Source organism: Streptomyces sp. CA-278952, from assembly GCF_028747205.1.
In the GTDB taxonomy this organism is placed as follows: domain Bacteria; phylum Actinomycetota; class Actinomycetes; order Streptomycetales; family Streptomycetaceae; genus Streptomyces.
Genome location: NZ_CP112880.1, coordinates 5,864,834 through 5,884,913 on the forward strand (window position 1 = coordinate 5,864,834; position 20,080 = coordinate 5,884,913).

Here is a 20,080-nt window from a genome sequence, read left to right on the forward strand (position 1 = left end):
CCGACACCGACGCCGACGGCTTCGTGGTCCTCCACCTGCCCGGTACGCGACCCCTCCGGGTCGCCGACCGCGAGTTCCTGGCCCTCCTCGACCTGGCCCCGCCGCTGCGCACCATCGCGCTCGGGGTGCCCGTCCTGTTCGTGCTCTCCGGCGCGGGCAGCGGCGCAGGACGCCCCGCCGCACTCTCCGAGGCGTTCTCCAACCGCACCGCCCGCAACGGCTGGGCGTACAGCGGCGCGTTGACAGTGGCCCCCACCACCCCGCCGCCCGGTGCCACGGCCGCCCCGCTGAGGCTGATCGGACGGCCCGAGACCGCGAGCGGACAGCAGGGCGTCTGGCGCAAGGCGTGGCTGAAGGGCCTGAACTCCAGCGTCCTCGTGCCCGCCCCGTACGGCGACGCCCTGTTCTCCTCCCCGAAGCCGACCGCGAGACTCACCCCCGTACCGGACACGGAACTGTCCACCGCGCCCCCGTCCACGGCCGCACTCACCGTGCCGCGCAGCCTGACCGGGGCCGAGGTCACCGTGCGGCCGCCGCTCGACCGCGCCGGACTGACCGTGCTGGTACGCCGGGTGACGGGCCGGGAACCGGTGCACGGCCTGACGGCCGAACGGTGCCTGGCGCTGCTGGGGGCGCTGCGCGCCGAACTGTTCCCGCAGGGCGTGCGCCCGGCGCGGACGGTGGACGACACGGCGGTCGGCGTACCCGCGACGGAGTCGTCCCTGGTGATGGGCCCCGGGTGGCGCCGGGTCCGCTCGTGGGACGCGGTGGCCGGAGCGGTCACCGCCCAGGGCCCGGGAGCCGTCGCCCTCGTCCTGGCGCACCGCCAGGGAACGGCCCCCGGGCACGCCTGGGCGGCCTACCACCTGGGCGGCCGCGGCGGTGTGGTGTGGGTGGACCTCTCGGCCGGCCACGGCCGGCAGGTGTCCTCGCTCCCGCCCGCGGTCGCGGCGTCCGACGCCCGTGCCGTGGTCGTCGGCACCGGTGGACAGGCCCTGGAGCACGCGCTCCCCGAGTTCGCCCCGTCCTCCTCCACGGTCCACGCCGAGCTGGACGCGCCGGTCGAACCGGGCTACGGCGCCATCGGACTGGAGGTCGAGGAGCGTCGCGACCTCTTCCTCGACCTGCCCGGCCGCCTCACCTCGACGCTCGTCCTGGCCCACGGCCCCGGCATCACGCTCGTCACCGACAGCCGCGGCTTCTGGATGACGGCCGACGGCCTTCTCCACGTCAACGAGCCGCAGGTGCCACCGGGGCAGCCGCGCCCGGTCCGCAGGAACTTCGCCATCGGCGAGTTCGTCCTCGACCCCATGGCCGTCCTCCCCGGGGAGCGCCGGCAGTCCCAGGAAGAGGGCATGGCCCAGCTCCAGCGGGCGCGTGCCGCCGGAAGGCTGCCGGACCAGCGCCAGGTCGCCGTCCCGCTCACCGAGATGCTGGGCCCGCTCGGCGGCTGGACGTTCACCGAGACGGGCCTGACGACCAAGGTCAACCCCGCCCCCGAGGGCTTCGACTGGACGGCCTACGGGCAGCTCACCCTCGGCTACCCCACCGTCGGCCTCCGGGAGCTCCAGGACATCGCCCACCAGCGGCTGACCGTCCCGAAGTTCGAGGCCGCGATCTCCGGCGCCCGCACCTTCGGCCAGTCGCTCACCGCGACGTACGCGAACCACGTCCTCGGCACGCCCGCCGTGGAGAGCCACATCGCACCGTTCCTCGCGGCGATCCCCGAGGTCGACGAGGTGTGGGGCTACGGATGGCTGGGCTTCCAGAACGTCGTGGCCGCGCCGATCGGCGACGTCTTCGACAACGCCCGCCCGCCGGGCGCCGACCCGGAGCTGATCAAGAACCTCCTGCCCGCCGCCTCGCGCCACGCCCTGGACCGGATCCTGCGGGCGCTGCGCCCCCGCACCCGGGCGTTCCTGAACGAGCACCATGACCAGCTCTCCGCCGACGCCGCCGAGCAACTGGGACGACTGCTGGGCTTCTTCCGGCAGCGGCTGACGCCGCACCTGCCCGCCGACCCCGCCTTCTTCGACACCGCCGGCACGGAGGTGCCGACGCCCCGCGAGCACTGGACCGCCGTCCTCACCGGCCGCACGTCCCAGGGTGAGCCCGTCAGCCAGCGCTACGCCGTCGGCATGGACGACGGCGACTACCCGGTCCTGGACACCGACGACGGCCGGCTCGCCGTCCCGCTGGTCCTCGCGGAGCTGCGGCACTTCGGCTACACCGGCCAGTTCATGACGCCCGAGGAGATCCAGCGCGCCGTCACCGAACTGTCCGCCCTCAGCCGCGCCGCCTACGAGCGCGCCCTGCGGTCCCGGGCGCCGCTCCCCGAGGACGTGCTGCGCGAGTCCGTCCGGCGGATCGTGGACAACCCCGTGGTGCAGGGTGTCGCGGGCTTCCTGATGGTGGCGGCGCGAGCCGGCATCCCCCAGGTGGGCGGCGCAACCCGCAGGCCGCTGACCGAGTGGGACAGCCGGAACATCTCCCTGGCGCTGGGCGAGTACGCGCTGGGCCGGCCCCTGCACGACGGCCACCCCGCGTACCAGGCCCTGCGGGCCGCGCTGACCGAGGCGTACGCGCTGCTGCCGAACATCCCCCCGGGCGGGCAGGCGAAGGCCCGGGGCTTCTTCGACGCGGCACGCGGTGCTCTGGCCGTCCTCGCCGATCCGGAGCGGACCCCGCCGGTCATGCGGTGGTACGCGGAAGTGGTCGCGATGGACGGCGCCCGCGTCCTCCTGGACCGCGTGATGGTGATCCGGCACCGCGACGCACAGGACATCCCGGTGGGCACGTCCTCCCTGCCGCTGGCCGCCTGGCAGGACGGACTGCGGCAGCACTACGGCCAGTTGCCCCAGGTGGCCGGCTTCACCTACCTGCGGCCGGGCCCGGTGCCGCTCGAAAGCCCGCTCCAGGCCATGCCGTTCGAGGACGCCTACCTGCTCGGGCTGCGCGGCGGCCCCGGAGGCGCGCTCCTCGCACTGGCCGACGGCACCGAGGCGGCGTTCGCCTACGCCCGGGTCGTCGACTTCCTCCACGCCGTGGACGGGGACCTCACCGCGCTCGCCCCGGAACGGCCGGTCGTGGTGACGGGGGCCGATCTGGCCGGCCCGCCGCCCGTCGACCCGCTGGAGATGCCGGTGGCCGGCCAGCAACTGGCCAACGGCCTGGACCGCTGGGTCTGGGCCCCCGGCAGCGGAGCGGAGGCGTTCCTCGTGCCCGCCGACCAGCTGGCCGGGCCGCGCTGGCAGCTGGCCGAGGGCGACTGGTGGGCCGGGTTCCGCCCCGAGCCGTCGACCGCCGAACTCGGCCGGTGGGCCGAGCGGATCACCGGCGACCGGGGCCGGGCGCCCGACGTACGCCGGTGGGTCCGGGCGGTCCGGCTGGTCTACGGCCCCCTGCTGGAGAACGACGCGACCGCGTTCGAGGCGCTGCTGCGAGGCTTCCGGGCCCTGGAGCAGACCCGCGCGGCCAACGGCGTCCGCACCCCGCTCAGCTGGAGCGACCTGCGCACGGCGATCAGCGCGTACTTCACCACGAACGGGCAGGCCGAACCGCCGCTGCCGGTGGCGCTGCAGTTCTTGCTGCTCTCCGCCGCCGGATCGGTCGGGGTCGACCTGGAGCTGTCGGGGATGGCGATCACCCCGCAGCACCACAGTGTGCGCGCCTGGGAGACGGCCATCGCCGGCCCGGACTTCTTCGCCCCCGTCGATACCGCGCCCGCCGCCGCGCCGACCACCGCCGCGCCGCCACCGGCGACCGGCGCGTTCACCGGGCCGAACGATCCGCTGCTCGCACCGGACACCCTGGTGACCGGACCGTCCGGCGCGGCGCAGGGCCGCAACTGGACCGCGAAGAACGTCAGCCGTGTCCTCCCGGGGAGGCTGCGGACCATCGAGAACCGGCCGGGCACCGCTCCGAAGGTCGTCGCGACCGGCTCCGCTCCCTGGCCGGACACCGCGTACGTCGTCACCGCCGACGGCGAGGACGGCCGGGTGCGGGCGAAGGACGGCCGGGTCCTGGGCCCGGAGGCGGTCGCCGACGCGCTCGCCGCCGACCCGGAGCTGGCGAAACTGCCGAAGGACGTGCCCGTCGTCCTCGCCGTGCCGTACACCGGGGACCGCTACCAGGAGACGCTCCGGGTGGTGGCCGACCGACTGGGCCGCACCGTGTGGGGGCCGAGCGGCGTGGGCCGGATCGCCCCCGACGGCACCGGGGACGCGCACGTCCTGGTGACGATGGACCCCGACCCCGAGGCGCCGGTCGGGGCATGGGTGTCCATCGACCCGTCGCCGACGACCGGACCGCACGAGGACCGGACGTGGACGGCGCTGGACGGCACCGTGTTCCGCGACAGCGACGTCGTCACGCGCCCGCTGGCCGACGAGAACCACCAGCGGTTCGGCCGGATCGCCGTCCACCGGCAGGACGCGCTGCGGCGGCGCGAACGCAACTTCCGCGCCCTGCGCAGGATGCGACGGCTCGTCCACTGGACACCCGCCGGCACCCGCGCCCAGGAGACGGCCTCCGAACCGGTCTCCATGGACGCGGCCGTCTACACCTACGCCGGCCACGGCGAACCCGGCCGGATGCAGCTCCCGATCCGCGGCGGCCGGACCGTCTGGCTGGGCAAGCACGACGCGGCCGCGTACATCGCGGGCCTGCGCGAGGTCCGCGAGCTGCCACCGGGCCACCGCATGCACCTGGAGGTCTGCTGGAGCTCCTCGGACGGCGACCCCACCCGGCCGCAGCCGTCGTTCGCCCCGGTCCCGCACGTCGACGACCCGCTGGGCGACGCCCCGCTCGACCAGCTCGTCGCCAACCTGACCCGCCGCGACACCGACGGCTCCACCCGGATGACCGGGATGGACGACACCCGGCGCTTCATCATGGGCGCGGCCGACGGCGGACACGGCCGCCGCGTGCTGCGCCGCCCCGAACCGCAGGACGACGAGCTGGACCGGCTGGCGCGCGTCGCCGAACTGCACCGGACCACGGGCGATGTGCCGCCCGCGACCCGGGACGCGACGCTCCGGCTGGTGCGCGCCCTGCGGGCGGTGTTCGGCGACGCCATCGAGGACGACCGCGCCACCCCCGGTGGGCGCTACGAGCGCGCACTGCGCAGCATCGGCGCGCTGGAACGCCTCCGCGCCAACGACCCCGCCCTCAACACCTTCACCCCGTTCCGCAGCGACCTGCTCGACTTCTTCGTCCGCGAGCACACCGGCCGGGAACCGGACCTTGCCGGATACCAGGCCCTTCTCGACCACGCGGCCGCCCGCATCACGGCCGACCCCGACGCCCGCCTCACCGACGCCGTGCCGTCGCCTACGCTCCAGATCACTCTGACGCAACTGGCGGACGCGGGCGAGCAGGCGATCCGCCACGTCCAGTCGCTGCCACCCCAGGCTCCCTTCACCCCGCGCCACGTCGCGTCCACCCTGTGGGCCACGGCCCGGGCCGCCCAGCTCTTCCGCCCGATGAACCCCGCCGCCCGCGCATCCATGGGCCGTAAGGTCCTCCATCTCGACCCCGCCGCCGCCTGGGGCCGGAACCAGCAGCAAGCCGTGTGGGCGGTGTCGGCCAAGGCGATCGCCCAGGGCATGGACGCCACCGACCACGACCTGCTCGCCGCGTTCCACCTGGCGGAGAGCGCCGCCTTCGGCCCGGCGTCCCTGCTCCGGCAGGGACCCAACGTCCAGGGCGTCAACTGGTCCGGGGCCACCGCCCCCGCCGGGATCGACTGGGGCACCTTGCACCGGCCCGACGGGACCACCTCCCACCGGCTCGCGCCCGAGTGGACCGGCCCGGACAAGCCCATGCCCCTGCTCAACGTCATCGAGGTCGACGCATCCGGTACGCCCGTCCTCCATCTGCCCGGCCGCGCCCCCGTCCGCGTACCGGAGAACGAGTTCCTGGCCCTGCTGGGCCTGGCGCCCGAGCTTCGAACGGTCCCCCTCGGCAGTCCGGTGCTGTTCCTCACCACCGGGCCGGGGGCGCTGAGCCCCGAGCTGGTCCAGCGTTTCTCGCAGCGCACCGGGCGCCCCGCCTACGGCTACAGCGCCCCGATGGCGCTCAGCGCCTCGAGCCCCGGGGCCCCGCTCGACATCGTCGTCCTGCCGGACCCGGCGACCAACGCCCCGGGCCGATGGACCGCCGCCACCCGCCAGTTCACCGCCGCCACCGCCACCGGCCAGGACCAGCCGGCTTTCTTCGGGCCGCCGTCCCCGGCCGCGCTGCACACGGACCCCTTCCAGGACCCGGCCACCGTGCTGTGGGACGACGCGGGGACGGTGCTCGGACGCGATCTGACGGGTGCTTGGACCGACCGGGTTCGGACCGACCGGGTGCGGGAGGCCGTGGACGGGCAGGCCACCGGGGAACCGGATGAGCCCGCACCCTGGGGAAGCGAGGCCTACCTGGTCGGCGACCGTGCCCTGGACGCCCAGGGCCTGACCCCGGAGGCGTTCGCGGAGAAGCTGGCCGCCGATCCGGAACTGGCCGCCCTGCCGCCCCACGTGCCGGTGGTCCTGGCGATCCCGTACGCCGGCGCGCAGTACCTGGAACCGGTGCGCGCGGTCGCCGGCCGGCTCGGCCGACGGGTGTGGGCCCCCAGCGGCGACGGGCGGCTCCGCCACGACTCCGCCCTCCAGGCCCGCATCCCGACGATGACCGTCCACGACCCCGCCGGCTGGCACGGCGACTGGGTGCCCTTCGACCCGCCCGCGGTGCCGGCGCCCTTCGAGGACCGGCAGTGGACCTCGATCGAGGGCAGGACCTTCCGCGACAGCGACGTGGCCACCCTGCCCCTGGTCTTCGACCGCCGCGTGCGGCACGGCAGAGTGTCGGTCGGCGACGACCTGGACCAGCGCGAGAGGCTGCTGCGGGGGCTCTTCCACCGGCGGCAGCGGATCCACTACGCGGCCACCACCATGGGCGACCAACTCGTCAGCACCGAGCCGTTCACCCCGGACCGCGCGGTCTACACGTACTACGGGCACGGCTTCCCCGGCGCGCTGGCCATCGTCCTGCGCGACGGCTCGACGGTGCTGCTGGCCGCGCCCGACGGCGGACGCTACATCGGCGGACTGCGCGAGGTCCGCGAGCTGCCGCCCGGCCACCGCATCGGCCTCCAGGTCTGCTACGCGGCATCGGCGGGCAACCACCGCGACCCGCAGCAGGAGGGCCGCCCGGTAAGGCCGGTGGAGGACCCGCTGGACGAGCTCTCCCTCATCCAGCACACGGCCAACGTCGGCCGGCGGGAGGTCGAGGGGCCGACCCTGGTCGCGGCGCTGGACGACGACTCCTACGTCCTGGAGGACACTCCCGGCGGCGTGGTCGGCCGCGTGGTGCGCGTCCGCCCCGAGCCGACCGACGCCGAACTGGACCGCCTGGCCGTCATCGCGGACCTGCACGGTGACCCGGACACCGTGCCGCCGGAGGTCCGGGCGACCGTGCTGCGGCTGGTCCGCGCGCTGCGCCTGGTCTTCGACCACGACGTGGAGGACGACCGCTGGGTGCCGGGCGGCCGGTACGAGCGGGCGCTGAAGGGCATCGCCGCGCTGGAGACTCTGCGCGCCAACGACCCCGGCGTGCGGCGGTTGACCCCGTTCCGGATGGAGCTGTGGACGTTCCTCGCCCGGCGCGTCGGCGGTGACACCCCGGGCCGCGACGCCTACCGGGACGTCCTGGACGCCGCCCGGCAGCTGATCGGCCGGCAGCCGGACAGCACGCTCTCCGGGATGCTGCCGGACACCCCCCTGACGTACACCGTCGACGAACTCTCCGGCAGCCAGGGCGCGGACCTCGTCCGCGACGCGGTGGACCTCCCCGAACCCGTCACGCTGCGGCCCAAGGACATCACCCGCGCCTTCTGGGCGATGCTGGCCGGCGTCGACCTGGTCCTGTTCCGCCTGGACCCGGCGCAGCAGGAGAGCCTGGGCCGCCGCGCCCTCCACCTCGCGGACACGGAGGTGTGGAGCGAAGCGATGACGGCGGACCTGACGTTTCTGGCGGTACGGGCCCACGCCCGCCGGATCGACATCACCGACCCGCACCAGCTCGCCGCCCACCACCTCCGCGAACTCGGTGCCTTCCGGCAGATCCTCACCGACGGGACGGAGCCTGTCGGCTACAACTGGAGCGGACGCCCGGCCCCGAACGGCGTGGAGAGCGACCAGTGGTACGCGCGGGTCAAGGCCGGCAACGACGTCCTCACCCTTCCCCACCCGGCCCGGTGGAGGTCCACGGAGCCGTCCGGAGCGTCCCTGGTGATCTGGGCCGGGACCCGGCCGGACGACGGCGGCATCGTCATCCACCTGCCCGGACACGCCCCGCTGTCCGTCCCCGACGAGGAGCTGTGGGCGCTGCTCGACCTGGCGCCGCTGGTGACCGACGCGGGCGTCGACGTCCCCGTCGTCTTCCCGATGGGCGGCTTCACGGACGGCAACGCGCGGCGGACCCAGCCGTTCACCGACCGCACCGGCCGCAGCGCCTTCGGCTACTCCGGACCGCTGGACCTGATCGAGGACGACCCGTTCGACCCGCTGCGCATCACCGCCCTGCGGGAGAAGAAGCTGGGGCAGTGGACCAGGACCATCTGGAAGCCGCGGCCGGTCCAGGGGGCCGTGACGGGGACGCCCGGCGGGGCGGTCGAGGCCGGCCCCTCCGCCTGGCCGGAGCACTCGGCCCGGCACGATTCCGGAACCGGTACGTTCCACTTCACGGCCGGCCCGCCCCGCCGTGCCCGGGAACCCGACGGGGAGAGCGGCCGGCAGGGCATCGCCTATCCGTCCGCCGTCCGCATCAACGCCACCCCGGTGTCCACGGCGGGCCAGGACCGCACCCAGGGGCCCGACCCCGCCGAGGCGGCGCCCGTAGCCCCCGGACCGGCGCCCGCAGCCGCCACCGGCCCGGCCTGGGCCGTACGGTCCTGGCGTCCCGCCGGGTCGCCCGGCACGGCCCGCTTCGCCGCCCTGTACCGCGACCGGGAGTGGCAGCGTCGCAGCACGGCCTTCGAGCTCGCGTTCGCCACGCACACGGGTCGCGCCGCAGGGCTCACCGAGGCAGCGCGCGACGCAGTGTCCCGCATGGCCGGCGAACTCACCGCGCGCCACGGCGAGCAGGCTGCCCTGCGCGCCTTCTTCGCCCCGGAGGCACCCCCGGGCGACCCGGCCGCGGCGCTGGAGCGGCTGCTGACCGCCCCGCCCGGGCCGCTCACCCTCGCCGCGCTCATGACCGCGTTCACCTACGCGGCCCACGCGGGCCACGGCCTGCCCCGCGAGACGGCCGAGGCTCTGGCCCGCCCGCCCGGCCGGCGGGGGCGCTACACGCCGGGCAACTCCTACCGCGAGGTGCACGACAGCCGTGGCATGCGCCGCGTGGGCGGCGAGGACGGCCCCGCACTGCGGCTTCTGCACACCTACGCCGCGCTCGGTGCGACACCGGACAGCCTCCTGGTCCTGCGCGACGCGCTCATCGCCTGGGCGATCCCGGCCGACCTCCAGTCGCTCCACGAGATCCTGCGCGCCTCTCACCGGGTCGGCCGGGGAACCGCCGCGGAGCGCGACCTCGCGCTGCGCGACGGCGCCGGACTCCACACCTGGGCGGCCGGCTCGCTCACGACGGGCAGCCCGGACCGGGAAGGACGGACGGCACCGCCCGCAGGGAAGCCGGTCCCGCCGCACCTCGCGCTGTACGCCGAGCGGATGACGTTCGGCCGGGACATCACGCGCAGTGGGCTGAACCTCCCCGACGACCTCGCGCACCTGGTCGACGCCGCGCTCGCCGGAACCCCACGCCCGGACACCGCCCGGAACCGGGCGCTTCTCGCCTGGCTCGACCGCTACGGCGACGCGGGCCGGGACGCGCTGCGGCGGCTGTCGCCCGCCCACCTGACGGCGATCCACCTGTACAGCGGCGCCGACTACCGCCTGATGAAGGCGTTCCTCAACGGCGAGCGGTTCGGCGCGGGCATGGGGCGTCGCCTCGTACGTCTCAACGCCTGGACGATGACCAGCAGGATGGCGGAGGTCGGAGCCGCCGACCTCCTCCCGATGACGCTGCGGCGGCAGAAGGGTTTCGCCGCGCTGTTCGACGCAATGTGGGACGTGGACGACCTCCGGGCGGAGACCGCCGAGGTGGCCGCCCTGAGGCGCCGTCTGGACGCGATGGCCGACGCGGTGTTCGGCGAGCTTCCGTCGCACGTCGACATGGTGGTCGAGGCGCTGGAGATCCTGCCCCCGCTGCACGGAGACGTCTGGTGGGGCGACCGCGGGATGCCCGGGGCGCTTGGCACGCGACCGTCCGACGGGCCGGTGTACGGGCAGAACCGCATCACCGTGCCCTTCTTCCGCAGCACGGCGCTGGCGCGGGACGAAGCGCTCGGCTTCATGCACCGGAGCAAGGGAGCCCCCGGCGACACGCACCACGGACTGGTCCACGTGTCGGACTCGACCGCGCGGGAGGTCAGCCCGTTCGTGGTGCTGCCGTTGGAGACCGAGGTCCTGTACCCGCCGGGCGCCTCCTTCGACGTCACCACCCGGACGATCGTCCCCGGCGACTCGCGTACGCAGCCGTACGAGAGTGTCCACGTCACCGAGGCGACCACGCGCGGCACGACACCCGGCACGGTCGGCCCGCGCACCCGGCCCGGGACGCCCGACGACCTGTTCGGCATCGCGCCCCGGGCCGGCGCCGAGGAGGCGTCGTCCCACCGCGCACCGGTGCTGCGGACGGTACTCGGGCAGGACGGCGGCACGATCGGCGTGGCGTCGTTCGACGACGCGGACTGGGCGGAACGTCAGGAGGAGTACGGCCGACTGGCCGTCGCCACGGGCTTCGTGTCGTGGGAACGCGACGGCGACGGCAGGCCCGCCCCCACCCACCGGGCGCTGCCCGGCGGTGGGACGACAGGGGGGACGTTCTTCTTCGCGTCGCACGGCGGCGGCGACGGGCTCGCGCTCGTCACCGAGAACGGCGGCCGGCGGACGGACGACGGTTCCTACGCCGGGCGGCTGCTGCGGTCGGCCCGCACAAGCGGCTCCGGCAGTGTGACGGTGCTCGCCTGCGGCCCCGGCGGCGTGCCCCGGAACCGGGCGGAGGCCCGGGCGCGGGCGATACGCATCGCGAACGGGGCGGGACTGCCGGTCCACCTCCCCACCGGCCGGGTGGCGGTGTCAGACGGGCTGCCGCACCTGCTGGAGGACGCCGACGGGCAGCCCACGGAGTGGGTCACGGCCTATCCGGCGGGCTGGACGGGCCCCCGCGTCCCGACGCCGGGTACGCCCGCGGCCGGACGCACCGCGTACCGCTACCCCGCACCCGGACAGTTCAACGTCCAGGGCCGGGTGCGGGACGCCGCCCCCGAAGAGCTCGACGCGTCGGAATCGCCGCAGGGCGACGCGACCGTGCCCCGCGACGGCTACCGGCGTACGGGACCGTACGCCGCCGAACTCGACGGCACCGTCTTCGCCCTGCACGAGTCTCCGGGCGACGGCGACCGGACCGTGGACGCCTTGCTGTTCGCCGTCCGCCACATGGCCGACGACCAACTCCGGGAAGCGGGCGTCGACACGGCGGAGGATCTCCGCGCCTGGCTGGCCGCCGCCGTCACCGACGACGACGTGGCCGAAGCGGAACCCGCGCCGCTGGACGGCGGCCGGGACCTTCCGCTGGACCTCCTCGACAAGGCGGGCGCGTCCCTCGGTATCTCCCTGCGTACGGAGGCCATGCTTCTCGGTGACCGCCTCCCCGCCTCGCGGGTGCCGCTGAGCCCGGTGCAGCGCCTGCGGGTGCTGCTCGCCGACCCCTCCTACGGACCGGGCGACACCGCGCTGCCGGTGGGCCCCCTCGTAGCGGCGACGGCACGCCACCTCGGTGTGACGGTGGCCGTGGCGGGCCCCGACGACGAGGTGACGTTCCACGGTGAGCGCACCGACGGCGTACCGCTCGCCCTCCTGGTCCTCGACGGGGACCGCCCACTGGCCGGGCTTCCGGACGGACCCGGGGACACCGCCACCGATGAGGAGGCGCGGCTGAGCCGGTTGGTGGACGCCCTGTCCTTCGCTCCGGCGTCCGTGCTGCGACGGGCCGCGGACCGGCCGGCGCCGGCGTGGGTCATGGCCCGCGTCCGCTACATGACCGAGGCCGTGCGTTTCGAACAGCGCCTCGGCCGGTACCTCGGCGGCCACGAAGCGGCCAACGCCCAGCTCGCGGTGATGACCCGCGAGCTGTGGGACCGGGCTGTCGCGGCGGGCCGTTGGAAGGAGCTGGGTTCGAACGACCCCTCCGTCGACGGCGCGGTCGGCACCGGCTGGGACCAGCTCCTCGCCGTCGTGGAGTCGGGCAACGCGCGCGAGCGCATGGGCATGCTCTGGATCGGCTCGCAGGCCCCGGACGGCCAGGGCGGAGTCATCTCCGAACTGCTCGGCAGCCCTGCCCCCAACCCTGACGTGATCACCGCGGAGTACCGGTCCGCCCGGCCTCCGTCACAGACGATCACCGCCCACCGGGAGCTGTCGGGACGCCCGGACAGAACCCCCGAGGAACAGGACCGGATGGACCGGGCCGGGCGTGAGCTGCGCACGCGGACACGCGCCGAGGACCTCTCGCCGCCCCTGAGCGAGGCCGAGCGTGCTCTGATGCCGGACGACGGCATTCCGTGGATCCCGGGTATGCACCGGTACGACATCGCCATGGACAGCGCCCCGCAGGCGGAAGGGGAGGAAAGGGGCGCCCTCGTCCGGGCCGCCACCTCCGGTTCGGCCCACCGACTGCTTTCGCAGGCAGTGGAGATGCGCCGGAAATGGGGCCTGGACATCGACCTCGGCCTGGTCCGGCTCGCCCTCATGGCGGAGATGCTGCAGGCGGAGCACCACGGCATGGACGAGATCATGCGGGGCAGCCAACTGGTCCTCGACCGGCTGCGGCGCGCCGGCGCCCCGGAGTCGGCCGACCTCGACTACATCGACAACTGGGGCCGTTACTGGAGGATCGCGCCCTTGACGGAGGCGGAACTGAGGCAGCACGTGGCCGTAGACGGACTGTTCCCCGACGAACACGCCCTGCATCCCTTCGGGGACGAGGAGTTGTCCGGGCCGGCTGATCCCCCCGACCCCGCGGTGGCCGCGTGGGCCCAGGAGCACCACATCGTCCTGGAGGACGCCCTGCGCCTCTTGTCGGCGCTCGCGCCCGGCACCGCGTCAGGCTTCGCCTCGATGACGCCCGAGCGGCTGGAGCTACTGGTGGACGCCTGGTTCCGGGACCGGAACCAGGCACCCTCCGGCAGCCTGGCCGACCGGATCCGCCGCATACTGAACGACGTCCGTGCCTGATCGCAGCGAGGAATCCATGAACGACAGCACTGCCGCAGGACCGACCGCGACCGGCGACGACGCCGCGCCGCCGGTCCCCGAGGAGATCAGGGAGGCCGCCCGGCTCGCTCCCGATCACTGGCTCGGCATGGTCGACCCGGCCTGGGCGGGCGAGGGTGATCCGCCGGAATGGGCGGTGGTGGGCCGGTGGCGGTCCGGTCTGGACGGAGACATCGAGGAGTGGCAGCCCAACGAGGCCTACCAGCCCTCGCCCCAGGCGCTCGGCTGGCCCGCCCCCACCGATCCGGTGGACGAGGCGGTCCAGCTCTCCGCCACCGGTTACGGTCCGGGGGAGGCGGTCCCCAGGGCGCTGGCCACGGCGGAGGTCGCCGTCCTGCTCGGGCCTGGCGGCGTACCGCTGTCGGCCCTCTCGCCCGACGGGACCGCGGTCGTACCGGTCTTCACCTCTCCCACCCATCTGCACGCGGTCGGCCGCTTCGGCTACGAACTCGCCCCGGTCACCGAGGTGATGGAACGACTGCCGGACGGCCACCTGCTCTACGTCAACCCCTCCGGGCCGGTCGGTATGACCGTCGAGACCGATGCCCTGCGCCGGGCGGTCGTCGAGTCCGCCGGAGTGACGCCGGAAGAACCGCCGCGCTCCTCGACGGCGGCCAACACCGGCGGACCGGAGTCGTCGGCCACCGAGGCGGACGGACCGGAGCCCTCGGCCACCGCCCCTCGCACGGACCCCGCCGAAGAGACCGTCCACGACCCCTCCCTCCGCTCCGAGAGCTGACCGCCCCCCGAACATCGCACGTAGCGAACCGATGGAGTCGCCCCGATGACGAGCCCTTCCGGAGCACCGGACCGCGAGCCCGACCACCCCGCCGATGCGGAGACGGTCGACGGGCCCGCCGCCCCGGTGCCGCGCCCTTCCGGCGTCCAGGGCGGTCCGCCCGCCGTGCTGCGGGGGCAACCGGGGTTCCGGGAGCCGCCCGAGGACTACGTCGAGGCGGCGAAGGCGGCCCCCGACCACTGGCTCTCCGTGATCGACCGACACTGGACCGGAGACGAGGACGAGCCCACGCCCCCCTGGGCGATCCTGGGGCGCTGGCGCAGCGACGCCGACGGCGACATCGTCGAGTGGGAGGAGAACGACGAATACCGCCCCTCGCCCGACGCGCGCGGCTGGGCCCCGCCGGTCAGCCCGGTGGACGCCGCCGTGCAGTTGGTCGCCACCGGGTACGCCTCGGAGGACCTGTTCGCCCTGATGGTCGCCGACGCCGAAGTCGCCGTGTGCCTCGACGAGGAAGGCGGTCTGGCGGTCACCGACGCGCAGGACGGCACCCAGGCCGTTCCCGTCTTTCCCTACTCCCCGGAACTGGACCAGAACAGACTGCCGCCGCACGAGACGATGCTGGTTCCCGACCTCCTGCACCGGCTGCCCGAGGGGAAGGAAGTGCTGGTCCTCAGCTCGTCCGCTCCGGTGGGCCAACTCGTCACGCCGAGCGCCCTGCTGGCGGCGCAGGCCGAACTGGAGGAGTTCGCCCGCCTGGAGGCGGCCGACGGCTCCGGGACCGCCCCCTGGGCCCCCGGATCCGCCGAGGAGCGGCCCGAGTTCTTCCGGGGAGAGGGCTGAGCCCGTGGGCATCGGTCGACCGCGTCGGGCGGTGGCAGGGCAGGGCAGGGCGGCAGGGAGGGCAGGACCGGGCGGCGGCGAGGGCAGGACGGTACGGATCCGACTCCTCCGACTCCGCTTTGTGCAGGTACGGTTCATCCGTGAGCGGAATCTTCGCGTGGCCGGTGATTCTGCTTGCCGCCCGCACGCCGGCCCTCTGCTCCACGGCCGAGGGATCCGGTCCAGCAGTCCGCACCGTCGGACTGTCAACGCATGAGGGTGAGTTCGCAACAATGGCTCGTGTCTTCTGCTCTTGGAGCCCCGCCGGTGAGTGAGTACGTCGACAGTTCCGTCCCGGAGATACCTTCCGCGCCGGGACCCGAGCCCCTCCCCGCGGTCGAGGGCGACCCGGCGATACCGGTGCCGACACCCGCGGCGGCCGCCGCGGGCGCGACCGACGGCGGGCCGGCCGAACCGGCCCTCGCCCCGGGCGGTCCGGTGGCCACGGCCGGTCCGCCGCCCGGGCCGCCCCCGGAGGTGGTCGAGGCGGCCCGGGGGCTGCCCGACCGATGGCTGAGCGTCCCCGACGCCGAGTGGTCGGGGCAGGGCGCGCCGCCGGACTGGGCGGTTCCCGGTCGGTGGCGTACCGACGCCGCGGGGACGATCGTGGCGTGGGAGGACAACGAGGACTACCGCCCCTCCCCGGCGGCGCTCGGCTGGCCCAGGGCCACCGACCCGGTGGACTCCGCCGTTCAGCGCGCCGTGACCGGCTACGGGCCGGCCATCGAGGTCCTGCGTACCCTGGCCGCGTCGAAGGTCGCGGTGCTCACCGGCCCCGACGGTGGGCCGACCGTCCTCCGGTCGGCCCAGGGCGACCCCGTGGTCCCCGTCTTCACCAGCCCGGCCCACCTCCGCGCCCTCGGATCGTTCGCCGCCCGGCTGACCCCGGTCGCCGACGTGGTCGCGGGTCTGTCCGAGGGGCACTCCCTCTACGTCAATCCGACCGGACCGGCCGGCATGATCATGGAGACCGAGGCGTTGGCCGAGGAGATCGCCGCCCAGGAGCGCGGCGAGGCCCGGCCGGTGGGCACGGACGGCCCGGAGGGGCCAGGCGCGCCGCGCATCCGAGCGGTCCAGGTGACCGGTGCCGACCGGGTCGCCGCCGACGTGCCCGGAGCCGACCGGCTCGCCACCGACGTGCCCGGCCGGACGGAATCGGCCGCGTCCTCGGCCGGAACGGAGGCTCGGGCATGAAGGGCAGGGGAGTCTTCGCACGCCGACGCGGCGCCGGACCGTCCACCGGTGCCGCGCGCGACCGGGCTGCTGCCGCTCCGACCACCTCCACCGAACCGGACGGCGGAGCCGAGGAGGGGTTCCTGGTCGAGGACCACGACGGCATGCTGCTGCTGCGGACCTTCTCCGACGACACCCTCACCCCGGCCGACGTCGCCGACCTGGCCCGCACCATGCGCGCGGACGAGGACACCGTGACCGTCATCGCGGGCGCCGTGGGAGCGGGCTCCGCCGCCTTCTGGCCGAAGCTGAGCGAACTGCTCGACACGCTGGGCGGGTCGGGGGTCGACAGCGTACGGCTGGTCATGCCCGGCGCGGGGCATGACGCCGAGGGCCGGCCCGCCACCGCGCGCCGCATCGCCGACGCCTGGCGGATGGAGGTCGAGGCGCCGGACGGGCCACCGCTCGTCGTGCCGGGCGGCTCTCTCTTCATCCCGTCCGACGAAGGCGCCGGACTGCGGTCTCCGGCGGGCGTCTGGTGGCGGTTCGCGCCGGGGAAACGGCCGGAACCACTGGGCCCGCGCAGCCCGCAGCCGTCCTGGCAGTCCGCGCTGAACGGCCTTCCGCCGGCCCTGGCGGGCGGCTGCGTCGTCGAGCAGATACCCGCCGGAGTGCTGGTCCGTCCGTCCGGGGCCGCGCCGGCCCGGCCCGGCGACCTCTATCACGCCATACCGGTCGACCCCCGGCGCCTGACCGTGGTGGTCGGCGTGCCCTTCGGCGAGGACATCTCCGCCGAGGAGGTCGCCGATGTACTCGAAGCCCTGCCGGACGACGTCCAGGTCGACGTGCGGCTCGTGCCCGGCGGGCGGCGCGATCTGCTGCCGCTGGCCCAGTCGGTCTCCGACCGGCTGGACATCGAGGTGGAGGTCATGACCGGGCTGCCGCTCGTCGCGGCCGCCGGGCTGCTGGGCGCCTACTCCGTGCGGTCGGTCCTGGCGACGCCGGACGGCGCCCCGGCGTGGATCCCGTTCGTGGACGCGGTCCGGTGCGCCCCGCCGGACGCGGAGGGCCGCGCCCGGCCGCCCCGGCTGCTGCGCTGGAGCCCTCCGCTGCCGGGGCCGGCGCGTCCGGAGGAGGGCGTGGTCGGGCTGACCGATGACTGGCAGCTCACGGTGACCCGGGCCGGCATGTGGGTGGGGCCGCGCGGCGGTCCGGCGCTGTCGCCCACCGCCCGCCGGGTGGACCCGAGTGGTCCGGTGGTCGAGCTGGGCATGCCGGGTGAACTCCTCGACGCCTCGCTGTGGCCGGTTCTGTCGAACGTGCTGGAGTCCCTGGCGCCGGACCTGCGCGGTCGTACGATCCTGCACGTGCACGGTGTGGCCCGCGACGGCGGACGCGAACTGCGGCGGCTGGCGGGCCAGTACGGACTGCGTACCCTGCGCCACGCCGCCCCGGCCCCGGTCCGGGCCAGGCAGACGGCCCCGGGCCGTCCCGCAGGGGCCGTCGCCCCGTCCGGAGCCGCAGCCGGACTGGCATCGTTGTCACCGGCGCCTCACGTCCGGGGCACCGAGCGCCCGGCGTCGTCCGGACCGGCGGAGCGCGGCGATCAAGGCCCGCGGACCCAGTCCGGACAGCCCGCGGTGCCGCACCAGCCGGGACGGACCTCCGGATCCACCCCGGCCCCGCCGGCGAAGATCGGGGGCAGAGCGGCGCGCACGGACCGTGCACGGCAGCTCAGGGAGGCGATGGCCGCCGGTGCGGAGACGGGCAGGGGGGCGCAGTCGAGCGCCGCGACGGGGGCGGGCGCATCCGGTACGCCGACCGCCTCTACGCCGTCGGGTACGCCGGGCAGACCCGGAGCCTCCGGTGCGCGCTCGATACCTGGTACGCCCTCCACGCCCCGTACGCCCGTTATGTCGGGTACGGCCGATGCGTCCGGTGCGTCCGCGACGCCTAGCACCTCGGGCACGCCTAGCACCTCGGGCACGCCTAGCACCTCGGGCACGCCTAGCACCTCGGGCACGCCTAGCACCTCGGGCACGCCTAGCACCTCGGGCACGCCGGGCGTATCCGTCGCGTCCGGCAGGAGTGCGGCACGCGGGGAGCGTGAGCGACGGGCGGACACGTTCGACTGGTCGGACGACCGCGTTCCGACGGGGTTCGCCGGACGGGCCCACGCGTCGGGAACGACCGCAGGACCGGCCCGTGGCACTCATGCCGCTCCGACGCCCCCGGCCCCGGCCCTGGAAGCGCGGGAGCCGGATGCCCCCGTCGCCGGTCGGGACGAAGACCCTGTACGGGCCCCCGGCCCCGAAGGAGCCGGCCCCGAAGGAGCCGGCCGCGCGGGAGCGGCGGCCGGGACCGGAAGCGACGGCAACGGGGGAGCAGCCGGGACCTCCGGTCCGGACGAACGCGCCGAGGCTGCTGACGCCACCGACGCGACGACCGGGAACGCCGCCACGCCCGAAGGCACGTTGGCGGCCGTCGGCTCCGAACCGGAAGGCGTGCAGGGCCGGTCCGGTGCTGAGCGGAAGGACCCGGCGCCTGCGGTGCCCGAGGGCACCGGCAGCGACCGGGGCCTCGTTGCGGACGCCGGATCCGCGCCCGCCGAGGGAGCGGAGGAGCCGAGAACGAGCGGTGCGTCGCTCCCCGCGCCCGGCCCCGAGGGAGCAGGCGAGGAGAAGACCTCGGCGGAGGCCGAAGGCCCGGAACCGTCCGAAGCCCCGGACGATCCGGCAGCCGCCCCCACCTCGTCACCGTCCACCGGACCGGACCCCACCGGGGTCACCCCGGCCGCTCCCCGCCCCGCCGGCACGGACGTACGCGCTCCGGAGCCCGCGCTCGCCCCGCCGGGACCGGCGCACCGGGTAGTGGCCGAATCCTCCGACCCCGCGCCGGCGACGGCGCCGGTCACCTCGACCGCCTCGTCGGATCCCGGTGCCCCCCGGCTTCCGGACGTACCCCCCGTACCGGACGCACCGGATTCCCGAGGCGTTCCCGATCCCGAGGCCCCCGACACGGCCGACACCGGCCACGTGACCGAGGCCGAGGCCGAGGCCGAGGCCGAGGCCGAGGACGGAGAGGGGAACGGGGATGAGGGCGCGGAGGTCGTCCAGGCTCCGCTTCCCCCGATCCTGCTGGCCCCCGGTCACCGCAGCTCCGAGGCCGAGCGGGCCGCCTTCCGCGCGCTCGCGGGCGAGATGTGGGACCGGCACGGCGCGGCGGTCGCACGGGCGCTCGCCCGGATGCCCGCGCTGCGCGGAAAGGAACAGGAGGCGGCCCGCGCCGATCTCATCGCGCTGCGGATGTACCTGCACCTTCCCGAAGGACCTTTCAGTCACGGCGCGTTGACCTGGAGCCTGCGCGACCGCGAGCTGGACCTGCTGCCGTACGGTGCCTGCGTGGCCTCGGCGCTGAACCGGATGCCGTCCCACCGGGGCGCGGTGCTGCGCGGCACCACCGTGTCCGCGGGCGCGGGCCATCTTCACCCGCCGCGTCCCGGGACGCTGCTGCGTGACGCGGCTCTGGTGAGCTCCGTGCGACTGGACGCCGGAGCCCAGCCGCCGCCGGGTGACAGCTACGTCATCTGGTCGGTGGCCGGCCGCCGCGTGCGGCAGTTCTCCGAGCAGCGCGGACCGGAGGAGGTCGTGTTCGCCCCCGGGACGCTCTTCCGGGTGCTGGCCGTCCGCCGCGTGCAGCCCGGCGTACAGATCCATCTACGTGAACTGACCGGACCTGCCGAGGCGGTCACGCCCGATCCCGAGGGGGATCGGGCCGTGCTCGCCCGGCTGGAGGCCGTCGCGTCCGGACCCGAGGCGCCCAAGGGCACCGGCCACTGGCCGGAGCGCTGCGCGGGCGCTGTGGGGGCCGGACCGTGACGCGACAACGAACCCTGACAGGAGCGAGGACC

Annotated in this window: 5 protein-coding genes (1 of these 5 only partly in view); all 5 read left to right on the forward strand. The window is 75.2% G+C overall.

The features are described 5' to 3' along the window. Positions 1-13,337 carry the final stretch of a lonely Cys domain-containing protein gene (locus N7925_RS26150; protein WP_274345333.1) on the forward strand. Its footprint begins 22,543 nt before the window's first position, so only the last 13,337 of its 35,880 coding nucleotides appear in the window; the start codon falls outside the window, past its left edge; its stop codon occupies positions 13,335-13,337. Positions 13,338-13,353: 16 nt separating this feature from the next. Further along, on the forward strand, positions 13,354-14,115 hold the full coding sequence (locus N7925_RS26155; protein WP_274345334.1) for a type VII secretion system-associated protein: 762 nt from the start codon (positions 13,354-13,356) through the stop codon (positions 14,113-14,115). Between the two features lie 45 nt (positions 14,116-14,160). Further along, positions 14,161-14,958, forward strand: coding sequence for a type VII secretion system-associated protein (locus N7925_RS26160; RefSeq protein WP_274345335.1), 798 nt, complete (start codon positions 14,161-14,163; stop codon positions 14,956-14,958). A 306-nt stretch (positions 14,959-15,264) separates the two neighbouring features. Continuing rightward, positions 15,265-16,191, forward strand: coding sequence for a type VII secretion system-associated protein (locus N7925_RS26165; protein ID WP_274345336.1), 927 nt, complete (start codon positions 15,265-15,267; stop codon positions 16,189-16,191). Next, positions 16,188-20,048: a hypothetical protein gene (locus N7925_RS26170; RefSeq protein WP_274345337.1), complete on the forward strand. Its 3,861-nt coding sequence runs from the start codon at positions 16,188-16,190 to the stop codon at positions 20,046-20,048. Before N7925_RS26165 ends, N7925_RS26170 begins: the two co-directional genes overlap by 4 nt. Positions 20,049-20,080: the final 32 nt, after the last annotated feature.

Excerpts from the sequence above, each read along its gene's own strand:
- N7925_RS26155 (WP_274345334.1), top strand. The coding sequence starts at position 13,354 with ATGAACGACAGCACTGCCGCAGGACCGACCGCGACCGGCGACGACGCC.
- N7925_RS26160 (WP_274345335.1), top strand. The coding sequence starts at position 14,161 with ATGACGAGCCCTTCCGGAGCACCGGACCGCGAGCCCGACCACCCCGCC.
- N7925_RS26170 (WP_274345337.1), top strand. The coding sequence starts at position 16,188 with ATGAAGGGCAGGGGAGTCTTCGCACGCCGACGCGGCGCCGGACCGTCC.